This window comes from Levilactobacillus zymae (genome assembly GCF_032190635.1).
GTDB classification, from domain to species: domain Bacteria; phylum Bacillota; class Bacilli; order Lactobacillales; family Lactobacillaceae; genus Levilactobacillus; species Levilactobacillus zymae_A.
Window position 1 is genome coordinate 2,022,808 of the sequence record NZ_JAVLAS010000001.1, and the last position, 15,294, is coordinate 2,038,101.

Annotated in this window: 26 protein-coding genes; all 26 read right to left on the bottom strand. The window is 48.8% G+C overall.

All coding sequences use genetic code 11. The features are described 5' to 3' along the window. Positions 1-97 precede the first annotated feature (97 nt). Positions 98-1,285, bottom strand: a complete 1,188-nt coding sequence (locus RI501_RS09565) for an MFS transporter (protein WP_313822078.1) — start codon at positions 1,283-1,285, stop codon at positions 98-100. A gap of 180 nt (positions 1,286-1,465) precedes the next feature. Next, a complete protein-coding gene (gene rpsI / locus RI501_RS09570) occupies positions 1,466-1,858 on the bottom strand; it encodes a 30S ribosomal protein S9 (RefSeq protein WP_313822080.1) in 393 nt (130 codons plus the stop codon). Positions 1,859-1,871: 13 nt separating this feature from the next. Continuing rightward, complete coding sequence (rplM, locus tag RI501_RS09575) at positions 1,872-2,315, bottom strand: 50S ribosomal protein L13 (RefSeq protein WP_313822082.1); 444 nt, start codon at positions 2,313-2,315, stop codon at positions 1,872-1,874. A gap of 138 nt (positions 2,316-2,453) precedes the next feature. Beyond that, positions 2,454-3,251 (bottom strand): tRNA pseudouridine(38-40) synthase TruA, encoded by a 798-nt coding sequence (gene truA, locus RI501_RS09580; protein WP_313822085.1) that lies wholly within the window; start codon positions 3,249-3,251, stop codon positions 2,454-2,456. Positions 3,252-3,261: 10 nt separating this feature from the next. Then, positions 3,262-4,062: an energy-coupling factor transporter transmembrane component T family protein gene (locus tag RI501_RS09585; protein WP_313822087.1), complete on the bottom strand. Its 801-nt coding sequence runs from the start codon at positions 4,060-4,062 to the stop codon at positions 3,262-3,264. Then, positions 4,055-4,930, bottom strand: a complete 876-nt coding sequence (locus RI501_RS09590; RefSeq protein ID WP_313822089.1) for an energy-coupling factor ABC transporter ATP-binding protein — start codon at positions 4,928-4,930, stop codon at positions 4,055-4,057. Before RI501_RS09590 ends, RI501_RS09585 begins: the two co-directional genes overlap by 8 nt. Then, the gene (locus RI501_RS09595) at positions 4,876-5,745 is read right to left on the bottom strand and encodes an energy-coupling factor ABC transporter ATP-binding protein (protein WP_313822091.1); all 870 of its coding nucleotides are present in this window, start codon (positions 5,743-5,745) and stop codon (positions 4,876-4,878) included. The genes RI501_RS09590 and RI501_RS09595 overlap by 55 nt, the downstream gene beginning before the upstream one ends. 278 nt (positions 5,746-6,023) lie before the next feature. Beyond that, positions 6,024-6,407, bottom strand: coding sequence for a 50S ribosomal protein L17 (gene rplQ, locus RI501_RS09600; protein WP_313822093.1), 384 nt, complete (start codon positions 6,405-6,407; stop codon positions 6,024-6,026). 30 nt (positions 6,408-6,437) lie between these two features. Beyond that, positions 6,438-7,388 carry a DNA-directed RNA polymerase subunit alpha gene (locus tag RI501_RS09605; RefSeq protein WP_313822094.1) on the bottom strand — a complete coding sequence of 317 codons (951 nt, stop codon included), beginning with the start codon at positions 7,386-7,388 and terminating at the stop codon, positions 6,438-6,440. An 87-nt stretch (positions 7,389-7,475) separates the two neighbouring features. Next, entirely contained in the window at positions 7,476-7,865 is a 390-nt protein-coding gene (gene rpsK / locus RI501_RS09610; protein WP_057804575.1) for a 30S ribosomal protein S11, read from the bottom strand. 26 nt (positions 7,866-7,891) lie between these two features. Further along, complete coding sequence (gene rpsM / locus RI501_RS09615) at positions 7,892-8,257, bottom strand: 30S ribosomal protein S13 (protein WP_313822098.1); 366 nt, start codon at positions 8,255-8,257, stop codon at positions 7,892-7,894. A gap of 28 nt (positions 8,258-8,285) precedes the next feature. Further along, positions 8,286-8,405: a 50S ribosomal protein L36 gene (rpmJ, locus tag RI501_RS09620; RefSeq protein ID WP_008855781.1), complete on the bottom strand. Its 120-nt coding sequence runs from the start codon at positions 8,403-8,405 to the stop codon at positions 8,286-8,288. A gap of 29 nt (positions 8,406-8,434) precedes the next feature. Further along, positions 8,435-8,653, bottom strand: coding sequence for a translation initiation factor IF-1 (infA, locus tag RI501_RS09625; protein WP_011668477.1), 219 nt, complete (start codon positions 8,651-8,653; stop codon positions 8,435-8,437). Positions 8,654-8,811: 158 nt separating this feature from the next. Next, positions 8,812-9,465 (bottom strand): adenylate kinase, encoded by a 654-nt coding sequence (locus tag RI501_RS09630; RefSeq protein ID WP_313823200.1) that lies wholly within the window; start codon positions 9,463-9,465, stop codon positions 8,812-8,814. Positions 9,466-9,557: 92 nt separating this feature from the next. After that, positions 9,558-10,868 carry a preprotein translocase subunit SecY gene (gene secY, locus RI501_RS09635; RefSeq protein ID WP_313822101.1) on the bottom strand — a complete coding sequence of 437 codons (1,311 nt, stop codon included), beginning with the start codon at positions 10,866-10,868 and terminating at the stop codon, positions 9,558-9,560. Next, positions 10,868-11,302: a 50S ribosomal protein L15 gene (gene rplO, locus RI501_RS09640; RefSeq protein WP_057733125.1), complete on the bottom strand. Its 435-nt coding sequence runs from the start codon at positions 11,300-11,302 to the stop codon at positions 10,868-10,870. Before rplO ends, secY begins: the two co-directional genes overlap by 1 nt. A 35-nt stretch (positions 11,303-11,337) precedes the next feature. Further along, complete coding sequence (gene rpmD, locus RI501_RS09645; protein ID WP_011668481.1) at positions 11,338-11,520, bottom strand: 50S ribosomal protein L30; 183 nt, start codon at positions 11,518-11,520, stop codon at positions 11,338-11,340. A gap of 14 nt (positions 11,521-11,534) precedes the next feature. Then, entirely contained in the window at positions 11,535-12,038 is a 504-nt protein-coding gene (gene rpsE / locus RI501_RS09650; RefSeq protein WP_313822108.1) for a 30S ribosomal protein S5, read from the bottom strand. Positions 12,039-12,060: 22 nt separating this feature from the next. Continuing rightward, on the bottom strand, positions 12,061-12,426 hold the full coding sequence (gene rplR / locus RI501_RS09655; protein WP_045808219.1) for a 50S ribosomal protein L18: 366 nt from the start codon (positions 12,424-12,426) through the stop codon (positions 12,061-12,063). A gap of 37 nt (positions 12,427-12,463) precedes the next feature. After that, positions 12,464-13,000, bottom strand: coding sequence for a 50S ribosomal protein L6 (gene rplF / locus RI501_RS09660; protein WP_313822110.1), 537 nt, complete (start codon positions 12,998-13,000; stop codon positions 12,464-12,466). A gap of 30 nt (positions 13,001-13,030) precedes the next feature. Further along, positions 13,031-13,429, bottom strand: a complete 399-nt coding sequence (gene rpsH / locus RI501_RS09665; RefSeq protein ID WP_048735521.1) for a 30S ribosomal protein S8 — start codon at positions 13,427-13,429, stop codon at positions 13,031-13,033. 33 nt (positions 13,430-13,462) lie between these two features. After that, entirely contained in the window at positions 13,463-13,648 is a 186-nt protein-coding gene (locus RI501_RS09670; RefSeq protein ID WP_011668486.1) for a type Z 30S ribosomal protein S14, read from the bottom strand. A 20-nt stretch (positions 13,649-13,668) separates the two neighbouring features. Beyond that, positions 13,669-14,211 carry a 50S ribosomal protein L5 gene (gene rplE / locus RI501_RS09675; RefSeq protein WP_057733120.1) on the bottom strand — a complete coding sequence of 181 codons (543 nt, stop codon included), beginning with the start codon at positions 14,209-14,211 and terminating at the stop codon, positions 13,669-13,671. 25 nt (positions 14,212-14,236) lie between these two features. Next, the gene (rplX, locus tag RI501_RS09680; RefSeq protein ID WP_057733118.1) at positions 14,237-14,548 is read right to left on the bottom strand and encodes a 50S ribosomal protein L24; all 312 of its coding nucleotides are present in this window, start codon (positions 14,546-14,548) and stop codon (positions 14,237-14,239) included. Positions 14,549-14,583: 35 nt separating this feature from the next. Continuing rightward, on the bottom strand, positions 14,584-14,952 hold the full coding sequence (gene rplN / locus RI501_RS09685; protein ID WP_057733116.1) for a 50S ribosomal protein L14: 369 nt from the start codon (positions 14,950-14,952) through the stop codon (positions 14,584-14,586). A 49-nt stretch (positions 14,953-15,001) separates the two neighbouring features. Further along, the gene (gene rpsQ, locus RI501_RS09690) at positions 15,002-15,268 is read right to left on the bottom strand and encodes a 30S ribosomal protein S17 (RefSeq protein WP_313822116.1); all 267 of its coding nucleotides are present in this window, start codon (positions 15,266-15,268) and stop codon (positions 15,002-15,004) included. Positions 15,269-15,294: the final 26 nt, after the last annotated feature.

Sequence of the window (15,294 nt, forward strand, 5' to 3'; positions counted from 1 at the left end):
GTTTACTTGGTTGGTCTACCGGTTATTTTGCTGCATGACGGTTGTGACGGAAAAAGGTCCGGCCCATCACCCATGACCATGATTCATTCAGTTGGCCCTAACGGTTGGGGGTCTTGGTCATCAGCTGTCGTCGGAACATCAGGTACACGCCAACCGTTAACGGCAAGGTTACCAGTAACGTCGGGTAAAACAGGCTTAGTGGAACCGCATCAAACAAGGCTCCACCAATGATGGGTCCTAGGACCATTCCCGTATCCATCCCAATGTAAAAGGTACTATTTGCCAGCCCCTGTTCGTCTAAGGGCGCCAGTAGGAGCGCCGTTGCCTGACAGACCGAGTACATCACGCCGTAGCCCCCCGCCAAACCAGCAGCCGCTAAGACCATCATCCAATTATTCACCAAATAAGTTAGTCCCAGTAACCCGATCAAATTGCAGGTGACGCCAATCAACAGGAACCATTTAAACGGTACCCGATCGAAATAGTCTTTAAAAACTAGCCGCACGACTAGCAAGATGATGGCGTAAATGATAAAGAAGTTCCCAGCCGACACGTTGAGGTGCCGTTTCGCAACGTACTCCACAATATACGATTGCGTGGCAAAGTACGGAATCGAGAGTAACATTAAGATAATGGCTAGTGGAACCACCCGTGGCTGGACAATCCGCCGTCGCTGTGACGCGGAGCGCGCCAGCGGTCGGTATGGTCGGCCCTTATCGCTCACAAATTGAATCAACAGCACAATGACCGCACTAAAAAGCATTCCGCACAAGAAGGCCGCCCGGTAGCTCACCCGGTGATACAACCAAATTCCTAAGGCGGGCGCAATCGCCATCCCCAACGCGTTCATCATCCCATAATAGCTCATTCCCGCACCGATTCGATCACGGGGCAACAAACTTGAGAACCAGGTGGCCAGACAAATCGAGCTCAGGGCAAAACCGAACCCATTGACCACCCGAAAAATAACCACCAGCCAGGGCGCCTGAGCGACGGCGTACCCCCCGGTTGCTAATAACAGCAGACTGCCACCAATCAGGGCAATCCGATACTTGGCCACCGCATCGACTAATTGACCCGCAAACGGTCGAAAGACCAGCGAACACAGATTCATAGCCGCGGCAACGATCCCGGCCACTAGCGTGCTGGCACCTAGGCTGTGGGTAAACCCCACAATCAACGGCGTAATTAACATCGAGGAACACATATAGCAAAATGTACAAATTAGAAGCAGCAGCGTATCCCGGGAAAAAAGCGGTTGCTGGGTAACTTTCGGCTTACTCACGATGAACCTTCTTTCCTAAATGTTTATCCAATCATCATACCATAACCAACGTTAAGGGCCGCCGAATCTTAGCCGGGCCCGATCTGCAATCAAGGTCCCACCTTGTTTCCCGTAAAATTGGCCACAAAAAAACACCCACATCGCTGTGAGTGTTTTGCTTGTACCAAGGTAATCCAAAGATTAACGCTTGGAGAATTGGGAAGCCTTCCGGGCCTTCTTGAGACCTGGCTTCTTCCGTTCCTTCATCCGGGCGTCACGAGTCAACAGACCCGCACGCTTCAACGGACCACGGAAGTCTGGATCAACGTCGAGCAATGCCCGAGCGATCCCGTGACGAGTTGCACCGGCTTGACCGGAGAAACCGCCACCCCGAACAGTAACTAATGCATCGTAGTTACCGAGGGTTTCAGTCACGTTAAATGGTTGTAAAACCACTTCACGGATACTTGCAAATGGAATGTAATCTTCGATTGCCTTGTTGTTCATGACAACCTTACCTGAACCGGGTACTAAACGTACGCGGGCAGTAGAGTTTTTACGACGGCCAGTGCCGCGATATTGAACTTGTGCCAATTGGGTTTCCTCCTTAAATTAGGTTCGTAATGTCTAATACTTCTGGCTTTTGGGCTTCGTGCTTGTGGTCTTCACCAGCATACACGTGAAGCTTTAATGCCATTTGGTGACCTAATGAACCCTTAGGAAGCATCCCTTGAACAGAAGTTTCGATCAATTTTTCTGGGTTTTCATCCCGGAAGTTACCGGCAGTCCGTGACTTCAAGCCACCAGCAAAGTGAGTGTGGTGGTAGTAGATCTTGTGAGTTGCCTTACGACCAGTCAAAGCAATCTTGCTGGCGTTGATAACGATCACGTTATCACCAGTGTCCACGTTAGGGGTGAACGTTGGCTTGTTCTTACCACGTAAGATAGATGCTACGACGGAAGCAAGACGACCTAAACTAACATCGGTTGCGTCGACGATGTACCATTTACGGTCAATGTCGCCTGGTTTTGCCATATAAGTTGTACGCACGTTAAATTCCTCCATAAATCTGTGTTTGTCTGACACCAAGTAAACTTTCCGGGGCTTATCGTGGGGCAAACAATACCAACAACCATGATACAAAGTTTTCCGCTTAAAGTCAATGATTGTTTGCCCCCAACGTTAAAATTAACGCTGGTGTGGTGGTAGCTTCGTGGGGTGTGCCGGATCTTCCCCTAGGTAATACACGTGTTTCAGATATAGGCCAGCGGCCGGTGCCGTGCGCCGGGCCTGCTTACGATCTTTGACTTGATACAGTCGCAAGATATCGTGGACGGGCCGGGTGCCGGAGCCAATCTCCACCAACACCCCGACCATAATCCGAACCTGGTTGTACATAAATCCGTTGCCGTAAAACTCAAAGATTAGCTCGTTGTTATGCTCGTCAATGCGGCAAGTTGCCTCGTAGATGGTCCGGACGAAGGTCCGCGTCTGGGCGCCCGAGGCCACAAAGCTAGTGTAATCGTGTTCGCCGACCAGATCTTGTAAGGCACTGTTAATCTTGCCCAGATCCACTGGAAATTTCCAATGCCCGGTATAGTTGCGTTTAAAGGGATTACGAAACTCCCCTAGGTCCATTCGGTAAAGGTAACGCTTCCCGGACACGTCATAACGTGCGTGAAAATCCGGTGCGGCTAATTCGACCCGGGAAATTTCCATGTCCAACGGTAACATGCTGTTAAGACCTTTGTGCATGTTTTCGGCGGGAATGTTGAACGGGAAGTCGAAATGCACCACCTGGGCAAGAGCGTGAACCCCTGCATCCGTTCGGCCGGAGCCGTAGACCACAATCGCCGGATCGGGTTGTTTGGCCATTTTATTGACCACCTTGGTCAAGACGCCTTCGACGGTCCGCTTATCCGGCTGACGTTGAAACCCCGCAAAGGCGGTACCGTCGTACATTAAAGTTACTTTATAACGTTGCATGTTTGTTCTCCTACCAACGACGGCAAATCAAAATTAGGGCTAAACCAATCAAAAAAATCACCCAAGTGACCGTATCCCGTCGTTGCCAAGTTAAAATACGGTACTGACTACGGTGTTCACTGTCCCGATAACCACGCGCTTCCATGGCAACCGACAAATCCTCGGCTCGATTAAACGCACTCATAAAAAGGGGAACCATCAGGGGCAGTAGCGATTTGGCTTGCTTAAACAGTCCCCCCTCGCCGAAGTCGACGCCGCGGGCGCGCTGGGCGTTCATGATCTTTTGGGCCTCATCCATCAGGGTGGGCACGAACCGTAACGCAATCGACAGCATCATGGCTAACGTGTCGACGGGGACTTTAACCCAGCGCAACGGTGTCATTAGCGATGCTAAACCGGTGGCGATATCCAACGGTTGAGTAGATAGGGTCAACAACGTGGACATCATAATAATTAGCAAAAAACGAATAAAGATGAATCCCGCATTGATCACCCCAAACTGGGTAATATTGATGAAGGCCCAGTGCCAATACACGTGTCCCCCCGCGGGACTGAACAATAGTTGTAGGGCCACGGTGAAGAGAATCAGCCAGATTAATGGCCGAATTCCCCGCAGGAAAAAGCCTAGCCGAATCGTGGAAGCCCGGATCGCGCCTAGCGTAAAGGCAATCAGGATCGCATAACTCAACCAATTATTGGCCAGAAAGACCAGGATAATATAGCAAAAACTCAACATCAGTTTATTCCGTGGGTCTAAACGGTGCACCACGGAATTCAGGGGGAGGTAGCGCCCAAAAAGAAACTTAGACACGTGTGGTCCCCCCCTTCGGCCATTGAGCGGCCAGCTGATCCGCTAAGGCGTCGGCGGTTAAGGGCAGCCCTTGTGGCCAAACTACGCCCTTGGCGGCTAACGCCTGGGCAAATTGGGCTGCTCGGGGAACGTCTAACTGATTAGCCCGTAACTTAGCGGGATTGCCAAAGATTTCTTGGGGTGAGCCCACCTCAACTAACCGGCCTTGGCGCATTACGGCAACCTGTTCGGCGTACTGCGCAACGTCTTCCATTTGATGGGTGACTAAAACAATGGTTAACCCCTGCTCGCTGTGTAACCGGTCAAACAAGCCCATCATTTCCTGTCGTCCCTGCGGATCTAAACCCGCAGTTGGCTCATCCAAGACTAAGATTTGGGGGTGCATCGCCAATACTCCCGCGATGGCAACCCGCCGCATCTGCCCACCGGAAAGTTCAAACGGGGACCGCTGAGCGTAACTGGCATCCAGTCCCACCTGGGCCAGCATCTGATCGGCCAAGGTCAAAGCGTCCGCCTCGGTCATCCCGAAATTCTGGGGACCAAAAGCAATATCTTTTTGCACGGTTTCCTCGAACAATTGGCTTTCAGGAAATTGGAAGACCATTCCCACGTGTTGTCGCAACGGCTTTAAGTCAGCATTCGTCGTTGTAGGGGTAATCGTGAAGTCGTCGATGATCAATTTCCCCGTCGTGGGCTTCAACAAGGCATTTAACTGCTGAATCAATGTCGATTTACCGCTCCCCGTATGCCCAATTACGGCCAGGTAACCGTGGTCGGGAACCGTCAACGAAATATCGGTCAACGCTGGCGTCGCTAAGGGCGTTCCGGCTTGATAGGTGTAGCTGACGTGTTCGAAAGTGATTGCCACAACCATTCCTCCATTTCCTGAGTCGTTTGATACCCCGCTGGGGGGGTAATGCCCCGCTGCCGGAGTGCCGCCGCCAGCTTAGCGGTAAAGGGGACGTCCAGCCCCAGCGTCATCAACCGGTCCCCCTGAGCAAAGATGGCCGCCGGGGTGTTTTCCGCGATTAACTGGCCATCATCAATCACCAAAATGCGATTGGCACTAGCGGCTTCGTCGATATCATGAGTGATAGAAATCACGGTCAGGTTTTGCTGACGATGTAAGTCCTGGACCAACGCTAGCATGTCCTGGCGACCTTGAGGGTCCAACATACTCGTGGCCTCATCTAAAATTAAAATTTGTGGCGCCATGGCCACGATTCCGGCCAAAGCCACCCGTTGCTTTTGACCACCAGACAGTGAACTAGGCGCCCGATTAGCGAATTCACGCATCCCGACCCGTTCCAAAGCTGTCGCCACCCGTGTTAGCATCTCGGTCCGCGGTAACTGCCGGTTCTCTAGCCCAAAGGCCACGTCGTCTTCCACCGTTGCCCCCACAAACTGATTATCGGGGTTCTGGAAGATCATTCCAATTTGATCTCGTACTTGCCACACCGTTTCGGGCGTGAGGGTCACGCCCCCCACCTTAACGGATCCCTGGGTAAACGGTAATAAGCCATCGATGGCCTTAGCTAATGTCGATTTGCCACTCCCGTTATGCCCAACAATCGCGAGCCATTCCCCCGGGTGCACGTCAAAGCTCACCCGGTCGAGGGCCGGATGCTGCTTAGCGTCAGGATATTGATAAACTAAGTCGTGTACTTCAATAATATTTTCCATCCGTTAAGTCCTCGCTCTCTATGAAAAGTCACCGCTAATTATACCAGAGAATCACCATCTCGCGTAGGGGCGACCTAAATCTCCCCTCGCAATAAAAAAATGGACACAAAAAAATCACTAACAAACCAGCGGCGCTGAGGCTTTCGCCCCCATTCAAGCTAGACTCGGGAATTCCATCATCATAGCGCTCTATACCACATGGTTCTAGTGATTTATGTGTTACCTATTATTACACACTAAGGCGGCGTAACCAGACCGAAACTAATGATTAATTAAAATTAGTCAACCAGTTCCAAGATAGCCATTGCAGCACCATCACCGCGACGAGGCATCGTCTTTAAGATCCGCGTGTAACCACCGTTACGATCCGCGTACTTCGGTGCTAATTCGCTGAACAGCTTTTGCAATGCAGAAGTAACCTTGATGTCATCGCCGTCTTCCTTCACGTCAGCAACCACGTTCCGAACGAACGCTGCAGCTTGGCGCCGTGCATGCAAGTCGCCTTGCTTACCCAAGGTGATCATTTGATCCGCCGTCTTGCGGACTTCCTTGGCACGTGCTTCAGTCGTTTCGATCCGACCGTTTAAGATCAAACTAGTGGTCAAGTCGCGTAACAAAGCCTTCCGTTGAGAACTAGTCCGTTGTAATTTACGGTAACTCATAACCAGAAACCCTCCTTTGAGTATCTAAAATTAGTCTTCTTTCCGAAGTGATAAGCCTAAATCAGCTAACTTAGCCTTAACTTCTTCCAGGGACTTACGACCCAGGTTACGAACCTTCATCATGTCCGCTTCCGTCTTGTTAGTCAATTCTTGAACCGTGTTGATCCCAGCACGCTTCAAACAGTTGTAAGAACGAACCGATAAGTCGAGCTCTTCGATGGTCATCTCAAGCATCTTTTCCTTATGAGTTTCTTCCTTTTCAACCATGATTTCCGCATTCTTCGCTTCATCCGTCAGGTCGACGAACATCGCTAAGTGTTCGGTCAAGATCTTAGCAGCCAATGAAATGGCTTCGCTTGGATTGATTGAACCGTTCGTCCAAACATCCAGGGTCAATTTGTCATAGTCGGCACGTTGGCCAACCCGTGTATTCTCTACTTGGTAGTTAACCCGTTCGATTGGGGTATAAATAGAATCAACGGCCAAAACACCAATTGGCATTTCCGTGTTCCGCGCTTTGTTTTCATCCGCAGACACGTAGCCGCGACCCTTATCCGCCGTCATACGCATGTGGAAGGTTGCCCCGTCAGCGACCGTCGCAATGTACAGGTCTGGGTTCAACACATCGACATCCGCTCCCGCAACAATGTCACCAGCGGTAACTTGTGCGGGTCCTTTAACGTTGATCTCCATGGTTTCTTCTTGATCATCGGCCCCGTTAAGCTTCAGCGCGATCTTCTTGACGTTTAAGATGATCTGCGTAACGTCTTCAACGACACCTTCGATAGTCGAAAATTCATGCAGAACCCCGTCGATTTGAATGCTGGTAATGGCTGCACCAGGTAATGATGAAAGCAAGATCCGACGTAACGAATTACCAAGGGTTGTCCCATAGCCTCGTTCCATCGGTTCGACAATAAACTTGCCGTAGTTGCTGCTCTCGTCAATTTTATGAATGTTAGGCTTTTCAAATTCAATCATTCTTATCGTTTACCCCTTTCAAACCGCGTTGAGCTCCTATAAGTCAATCCCATCATGAAGGTAATCTTCATAAAAGAAACGCTCACGTTAAACCCGACGACGCTTTGGAGGACGAGTACCGTTATGTGGCACTGGCGTCACGTCACGAATAGCCGTAACTTCGATACCAGCAGCTTGGATCGCCCGAATAGCAGCTTCACGTCCTGAACCAGGACCCTTGACAGCAACTTCAACGGACTTAACTCCGTGTTCCATTGAAGCCTTGGCAGCAGCTTCGGCAGCCATTTGTGCAGCAAATGGCGTCGACTTCCGACTACCCTTAAAGCCTAAAGCACCAGCAGATGACCAAGCGATCGCGTTCCCTTGAACGTCAGTGATCATCACTAAAGTGTTGTTAAACGTCGCATGAATGTGCGCAACCCCGGATTCAATATTCTTCTTGACCCGACGCTTGCGACTAGTTTTTCTAGTTGCCATAAAAGTGTGTGACCTCCCTTACTTAATTACTTCTTTTTCCCGGCAATCGATACGGCTTTACCCTTACGAGTGCGGGCGTTGTTCTTGGTGTGTTGACCGCGAACTGGTAAACCGCGACGGTGACGCATGCCCCGGTATGAACCCATTTCTTGCAGGCCCTTGATGTTTAAGCTGACTTCACGACGTAAGTCACCTTCAACCTTGTACTTGTCGACTTCGGCACGAATCTTATCTTCTTGGTCTGGCGTTAAATCGCGAACCCGAACGTCTTCAGAAACACCGGCAGCAGCGACAATCTTGTGTGCCGTGTTGATTCCGATCCCGAAAATGTAGGTCAAACCATAAGCGATACGCTTATCACGTGGTAAATCCACTCCAGCAATACGTGGCATTACTTGTGCACCTCCTATTTAAATTAAATTACTTACCCTGGCGTTGTTTGTGCTTAGGGTTGGCAGAGCAAATAATCATTACTCGGCCCTTACGCTTGATAACCTTGCAGTGTTCGCACATTGGCTTAACTGATGGTCTTACTTTCATGAATAACCCTCCTACTTTTGTCTCACCGATTACTTAAAACGATAAGTAATCCGGCCTTTAGACAAGTCATACGGTGACATTTCAACAGTTACTCGATCACCAGGCAGGATGCGGATATAATGCATCCGAATCTTCCCAGAAACGTGAGCGAGAATCTCATGACCGTTTTCTAATTCAACTCGGAACATTGCGTTGGGCAATGTTTCGGTAACTTTACCTTCGACCTCGATGACATCGCTTTTCGCCACGAAAGTACCTCCCTTATTAATTGCGTATAAATCACGCGGAAAAGCGGTAGGAACAGTGTTTGCCCCCACCGAGCACCTGCGAATTGCGACAGCGCGCCATTTACAGGCTAAACCTGAATAAGCTTACCACATCTACTTTAACAAAGCAAGATTGAGGTTTACTTCAAGTTCTTGAGGATCTTTTCAATGTCGACGTAAACGTCATCGATGTCGCGGTTACCATCAACCGTGTATAACAGACCCTTCTTGGTGTAGTAATCAACCAACGGCGTGTTCGCTTTCACGTTCACGGCCAGGCGATTTTTCACCGTTTCCGGTTTGTCATCTTCACGTTGATAGAAGTCATGACCGCCACAGACATCACAAGTGCCTGCAACTTTAGGATTATGGTAGAGCTTGTGGTAAGTTGCCCCACAAGTCCGACAAATGTACCGGCCGGATAACCGTTCGATCAACACATCCGGTTCAACGTGAATGTTGATCACCGCATTGATCGTCCGGTTCAACTCAGGACCAAAACTATCCAGAGCCTCCGCTTGCGCCAAAGAACGGGGGAAGCCGTCCAACATGAACCCATTAGCGGTATCATCTTGAGCTAAGCGATCCCGCACGATTCCGTTGGTTACTTCATCAGGAACCAATTCACCTTGGTCAATGAACTTTTTAGCGGCAACGCCCATTTCGGTTTCGTTCTTCATTGCGTCACGGAAGATATCTCCCGTAGAAATGTGCGGTAGGTGGAACTCATCGATAATCTTTTGGGCCTGCGTACCCTTACCGGCACCTGGCAGTCCCATGAGAATCAAGTTCATTGCTGTCATGTTCAATCTCCTTATTCGTAAACTTCGCCTGAAAAACACAAGCAGGTGTGCTAAAAGAATTCAACACACCCGCTGGAAACTCATTAAGCTGGTTCTGGACCTTGGATAAAGCCAACGTATTCGCGCTTCATCATCAATCCGTCAACTTGACGCATCGTTTCGATGGCCACACCAACCACGATCAAGAGGCTAGTTCCCCCTAACCCGATAGATTCATCTAAGTTCCACAGGTTTTGGGCTAACAACGGAATTAAGGATACGAATCCTAAGAAGAGGGCCCCAACGGTACTGAGACGCATCAACAGACTGGAAACGTATGATTGTGTTTCGTGACCTGGCCAAACACCCGGAATATAACTGCCCTGCTTTTGCAAGTTTTCAGATAACTTTTCGGGGTTAACCTGCACGAACGCATAGAAGAACGTGAACACAATGATCAGAACGGTATACAAAATCGCACCGTCCAGCGTTTGCATGTTAAAGATGTCAGAAAGAACTTGGTACCACGTGTCTTGCGAATGCGCATTTTGGAACGCCATCAAAATAGTTTGTGGCGTGGCAATAAACGAACTCGCAAAGATGACGGGGATAACTCCGGCCACGTTGACCTTTAATGGAAGATAACTGCTATCTGGTGAACCAGATACCCGCCGCGTGTATTGAATCGGCACTCGCCGTTCGGCTTGTTGGACCCAGGTGACAAACGTCACGATTAAGAGTACAACAACGATCAGCGCGATAATAAACAATACACTCTTCCATAACGTTCCTTTATCGGCATCGACGAAGTAAGTTTGGTAAAGTTGATAGACTGACTTCGGCGTCCGGGCAATAATCCCGGCGAAGATAATCATCGAAATCCCGTTACCTAATCCGCGGTCGGTAATCATATCACCCATCCAAGTGGTCAACATCGTCCCACCGGTTAAAATTAACCCGATCGAAACGTACGTTGCCACACTCGGACTTTCCACCAGCTTCAGTGAGCTTAACGCACTGAAACCGGCCGTGATTCCGATAGATTGGAAGAACGCCAAAACAATTGCGAGATACCGCGTTGCTTGGTTTAACTTCCGACGACCAACGTCACCTTGCTTACTCCATTCCACGAAACGTGGAACGATGTCCATTTGTAGCAATTGAATAACGATTTGTGCCGTGATGTACGGGGAGACCCCCATCGCAAAGATGGAATAGTTGGTCAACCCACCACCACTAAGGGTATCTAAAATACTAACCAATCCAGAAGACGCAACGCTTTGAAGGGCCTTCGCGTTGATGCCTGGAACCGTAATGTAGGTCCCAAGACGAAAGACGATCAAAACCAATAGAGTAAAGAGAATCTTATTACGAATGTCTTTAATCTTAAAGGCGTTTTTCAAGCTTGATAGCATTAAATCACCTCAGTCTTACCACCAGCAGCTTCAATGGCTTGAGCGGCAGACTTGGAGAACTTAGCGGCCTTGACCGTTAACTTCTTCGTTAAGTCACCATTACCCAAGATCTTGATGCCAGCCTTTTCGTTTTTCACGATACCAGCTTCTACCAAGGCAGCTGGCGTTACTTCGGCACCGTCATCAAAGACGTTCAAAGCGGCCAAGTTTACGACAGCAAATTCCTTACGGTTAATGTTGGTAAACCCACGCTTTGGAATCCGACGGTACAATGGCATTTGGCCACCTTCAAAGCCCAAACGGGTCTTGCTACGCGCCTTTTGACCCTTTTGGCCACGACCAGAGGTCTTACCGTTACCAGAGGAATCACCACGGCCAACCCGGTTACGAACCTTCCGTGAGCCTTCAGCAGGTTTTAGTTCATTCAACTTCATGCTATTGCGCACCTCCTTATTTAATGATATGAATATTACTTAACTTCTTCAACCTTAATTAAATGTGCGATTTGGAAAAGCGCACCGCGAGTAGCTTCGTTGTCTGGTTGTAAAACGGAGCTATTAACCCGCTTTAAACCAAGTGCTTCAACGATTTTACGCTGTTTAGGGAGGCGGTGAGCAGCACTATGAATTAAAGTAACTTTCAATTGAGCCATCTTAGAACTCCTCCTTATTCAGCTAAGTGTTGAAGGGAGACACCGCGCAGAGCGGCAACTTCTTCAGCACGCTTTAATCGAGTTAAGCCTTCAAACGTTGCGCGAACAGCGTTAACTGGCGTGTTGGAACCTAAACGCTTCGAGGTAACATCGGCAACACCGGCTAATTCCATGACGGAACGAACGGCACCACCAGCAGCAACCCCAGAACCTTCAGCAGCGGGCTTCAACAAGATCTTCCCACCACCGTAGTTTCCAATAATTTCGTGAGGAATGGTCGTTCCCACGATTGGAACTTCGATCAGGTTCTTCCGAGCAGCTTCAACAGCCTTCCGGATCGCTTCGGGAACTTCTTGTGCTTTACCAGTACCGAAGCCAACGTGACCGTTCTTGTCGCCGACAATGACAAGAGCAGCGAACCGCAGACGACGACCACCTTTAACAACCTTGGTAATCCGGTTGATAGCAACGACGTTATCTTCTAGTTCCAACTTGTCGGGATCAATAAACTTTGCCATGTGTGGTTATTCCTCCTTACTATTAAAATTTAAGCCCGTTTTCACGAGCAGCTTCCGCAAGCGCTTGAACGCGGCCATGGTACAAGTACCCGCCACGGTCAAACACAACATTTTCAATCTTCTTTTCAACGGCACGCTTGGCAACTAAAGCACCGACAGCCTTAGCTTGTTCGGTCTTGTTGTCACCATTAACGCCATCGTCTAACGTCGAGGCACTAACAAGCGTTACACCCGCTACGTCATCAATTACTTGAGCGTAGATGTTTTTGTTAGAGCGGAATACGTTTAAGCGTGGGCGTTCTGCATTACCAGAAATTTTGTTCCGGACACGTCCATGACGCTTTTGACGCGTCTTGTTTTTATCTGGTTTCGTAATCAAAATAGTCACCTCTTTGAAAAATTTCAGCAATTAAGCTGCTTTAAGTTTACTTACCGGTCTTACCTTCACGAATCCGAACAAATTCGTTTTCGTAACGGATACCCTTACCTTTGTAAGGTTCTGGGGAACGAACGGCACGAACTTCGGCAGCAAAGTCACCGACTTCTTGCTTGCTGATCCCAGCAATGTTGATCGTGGTGTTGTCGGGAACCTTAACTTCAAGGTCCTCAGGAACATCCATGTGCACAGGGTTGGAGTAACCAACGCTCAAGATCAGGTCTTTACCCTTCAATTGAACCCGGTAACCAACACCGACAAGCTTCAAGGTCTTCGCAAAACCACTGACAACCCCTTCAACCATGTTGTTAAGGTTGGCACGTTGCGTACCGTGTAAAGCCCGCATTTTATTGTCATTGCTTGGACGGTCGAAATCAACCGCACCATCGCTGATCTTCATAGTAATGTCGGCAGCAAAAGTCCGCGTTAAGGAACCCTTAGGACCCTTGACCGTGACTTCGTTCCCGTCACGCTTAACTTCAACGCCGGCAGGAACAACAACCGTTTTATAACCAATACGACTCACTGTAAGGCACCTCCTGTCTTTATCAGATTTTTACCAAACGTAGGCGAGAACTTCGCCACCGATTTTCTTGGCCCGCGCTTCTTTATCAGTAATAACCCCTTCAGAGGTGGAGATAATGGCGATACCTAAACCGTTCAATACCTTTGGTACAGCGTCGGCCTTAACGTATGAACGTAAGCCGGGCTTTGAAATACGCTTCAAACCACTGATGACGCGTTGGTTATCCTTACCGTACTTCAAGAAGACACGAATGATGCCTTGCTTGTCGTCGTCGATGTATTCAACGTTACGGATGAACCCTTCACGCTTCAGGATTTCAGCGATGTCACGCTTAATAGTTGATGCAGGTACTTCGAGTGATTCGTGACGAACCATGTTGGCGTTACGAATCCGCGTCAAGAAGTCTGCAATTGGATCAGTCATGGACATTAACGTTTTCCCTCCCTTTGTTTAAAAATCAGTTTACCAGCTAGCCTTCTTCATGCCAGGAATTTGACCCTTGTGAGCCAATTCGCGTAGGCAGATCCGGCAAAGATGGAACTTTTGATAAACAGAGTGTGGACGTCCACAACGTTCGCAACGAGTATATGCTTGAGTAGAAAACTTCGCGGGACGCTTGTTCTTAGCAATTTGTGATTTCTTAGCCAATTTGTGTGAACCTCCTTTTATTAGTGTGCAAATGGCATGCCGAATTGAGCCAATAATTCATGAGACTCTTCATCGGTGTTTGCCGTCGTAACGATCACAATGTCCAAACCACGGACACGGTTAACGTTATCAAAGTTGATTTCTGGGAAGATCAATTGTTCCTTAACCCCCAGCGTGTAGTTCCCACGTCCATCAAAGGAACGGGTGCTAACACCGTGGAAGTCACGAACACGTGGCAATGACACGTTGATCAACTTATCCAGGAATTCGTACATCCGGTCACCACGAAGGGTAACCTTTGCCCCAATGGACATACCTTCACGAAGACGGAAGGTCGCGATAGACTTCTTGGCCTTAGTAACCAATGGCTTTTGACCAGAAATCAATCCGAGTTCTTCAACGGCTTCGTCCAGGTTCTTAGCGTTGGAAACAGCGTCCCCAACACCCATGTTCAAAACGATCTTGTCGATCTTAGGGGTTTGCATAACAGAACTGTAGTTGAACTTATCCACCAATGATGGCGTAATTTCATTAACGTACTTTTCTTTTAAACGAGCTGACATGAAATGTTATTCCTCCTTTCGTGGATTATTTATCGATGGTTTCGCCGGACTTTTTAGCGAACCGGACCTTGTGACCATCTTCGATACGAACGCCAAGCCGGGTTGGTTCGTTGTTCGATGGATCGATAAGCATAACGTTGGATGCGTGAATTGGTGCTTCAACATCAAGAATTCCACCTTGAGGGTTCGTTTGTGAAGCCTTTTGGTGTTTCTTAATCATGTTGACGCCTTTGACAACCACGCGGTTCTTAGCGGCTAAGACTTTAGACACAGTACCTTCCTTGCCTTTATCCTTGCCAGCGATTACGCGGACCTTGTCACCAGTTTTAATAAGCATTCCTGTGGGCACCTCCTTGTTTACACGTTTCTTAATTACAGTACTTCGGGTGCTAATGAGATAATCTTCATGAAATCATTATCCCGCAATTCACGAGCAACCGGGCCAAAGATCCGAGTCCCCTGTGGGCTCTTGTCATCTTTAATCAGCACTGCGGCATTTTCATCAAAGCTGATGTAAGTTCCGTCAGTCCGACGGATCCGAGACTTCGTCCGAACAACGACAGCCTTGACTACATCACCCTTTTTGACAACGCCACCTGGTGTTGCTTGTTTGATAGTAGCAACGATGATATCACCGATTCCGGCGTAGCGACGTTTTGAGCCACCCAGAACCTTGATCGTTAGAATTTCACGGGCGCCAGAGTTATCGGCAACCTTTAAGCGACTTTCTTGTTGGATCACAGCTAGTGTCCTCCCTTCAGTTCTAGTTCAGAATACGATAAAACGACACTTAAATAATGACTGCTTTTTCAACAATGTCAACTAAACGGAACCGCTTAGTGGCAGACAGTGGCCGCGTTTCCATGATTTCAACGATGTCGCCAGTGTGGGCTTCGTTGTTTTCATCATGTGCCTTGTACTTCTTGGAGTACTTGACCCGCTTGCCGTACCGTGCGTCAGTCTTCGTCGTATTTACGACGACCGTGATCGTCTTGTCCATCTTGTCGGACACTACGCGACCGCGATATACCTTACGGTGATTACGTACATCACTCATGTATTAATGGCCTCCTTTTATCGTAT

Coding starts and splice junctions, on each gene's coding strand:
- rplQ (WP_313822093.1), bottom strand. CDS start 6,407: ATGAGTTACCGTAAATTACAACGGACTAGTTCTCAACGGAAGGCTTTG.
- rplO (WP_057733125.1), bottom strand. CDS start 11,302: ATGAAGTTGAATGAACTAAAACCTGCTGAAGGCTCACGGAAGGTTCGT.
- rpmJ (WP_008855781.1), bottom strand. CDS start 8,405: ATGAAAGTAAGACCATCAGTTAAGCCAATGTGCGAACACTGCAAGGTT.
- rpmD (WP_011668481.1), bottom strand. CDS start 11,520: ATGGCTCAATTGAAAGTTACTTTAATTCATAGTGCTGCTCACCGCCTC.
- RI501_RS09630 (WP_313823200.1), bottom strand. CDS start 9,465: ATGAACTTGATTCTCATGGGACTGCCAGGTGCCGGTAAGGGTACGCAG.
- rpsH (WP_048735521.1), bottom strand. CDS start 13,429: ATGTCCATGACTGATCCAATTGCAGACTTCTTGACGCGGATTCGTAAC.
- rpsK (WP_057804575.1), bottom strand. CDS start 7,865: ATGGCAACTAGAAAAACTAGTCGCAAGCGTCGGGTCAAGAAGAATATT.
- rpsQ (WP_313822116.1), bottom strand. CDS start 15,268: ATGAGTGATGTACGTAATCACCGTAAGGTATATCGCGGTCGCGTAGTG.
- rplE (WP_057733120.1), bottom strand. CDS start 14,211: ATGTCAGCTCGTTTAAAAGAAAAGTACGTTAATGAAATTACGCCATCA.
- rpsE (WP_313822108.1), bottom strand. CDS start 12,038: ATGGCAAAGTTTATTGATCCCGACAAGTTGGAACTAGAAGATAACGTC.
- RI501_RS09595 (WP_313822091.1), bottom strand. CDS start 5,745: ATGGAAAATATTATTGAAGTACACGACTTAGTTTATCAATATCCTGAC.
- secY (WP_313822101.1), bottom strand. CDS start 10,868: ATGCTATCAAGCTTGAAAAACGCCTTTAAGATTAAAGACATTCGTAAT.
- truA (WP_313822085.1), bottom strand. CDS start 3,251: ATGCAACGTTATAAAGTAACTTTAATGTACGACGGTACCGCCTTTGCG.
- rplX (WP_057733118.1), bottom strand. CDS start 14,548: ATGCTTATTAAAACTGGTGACAAGGTCCGCGTAATCGCTGGCAAGGAT.
- RI501_RS09605 (WP_313822094.1), bottom strand. CDS start 7,388: ATGATTGAATTTGAAAAGCCTAACATTCATAAAATTGACGAGAGCAGC.
- rpsM (WP_313822098.1), bottom strand. CDS start 8,257: ATGCCACGTATTGCTGGAGTGGATTTACCACGTGATAAGCGTATCGCT.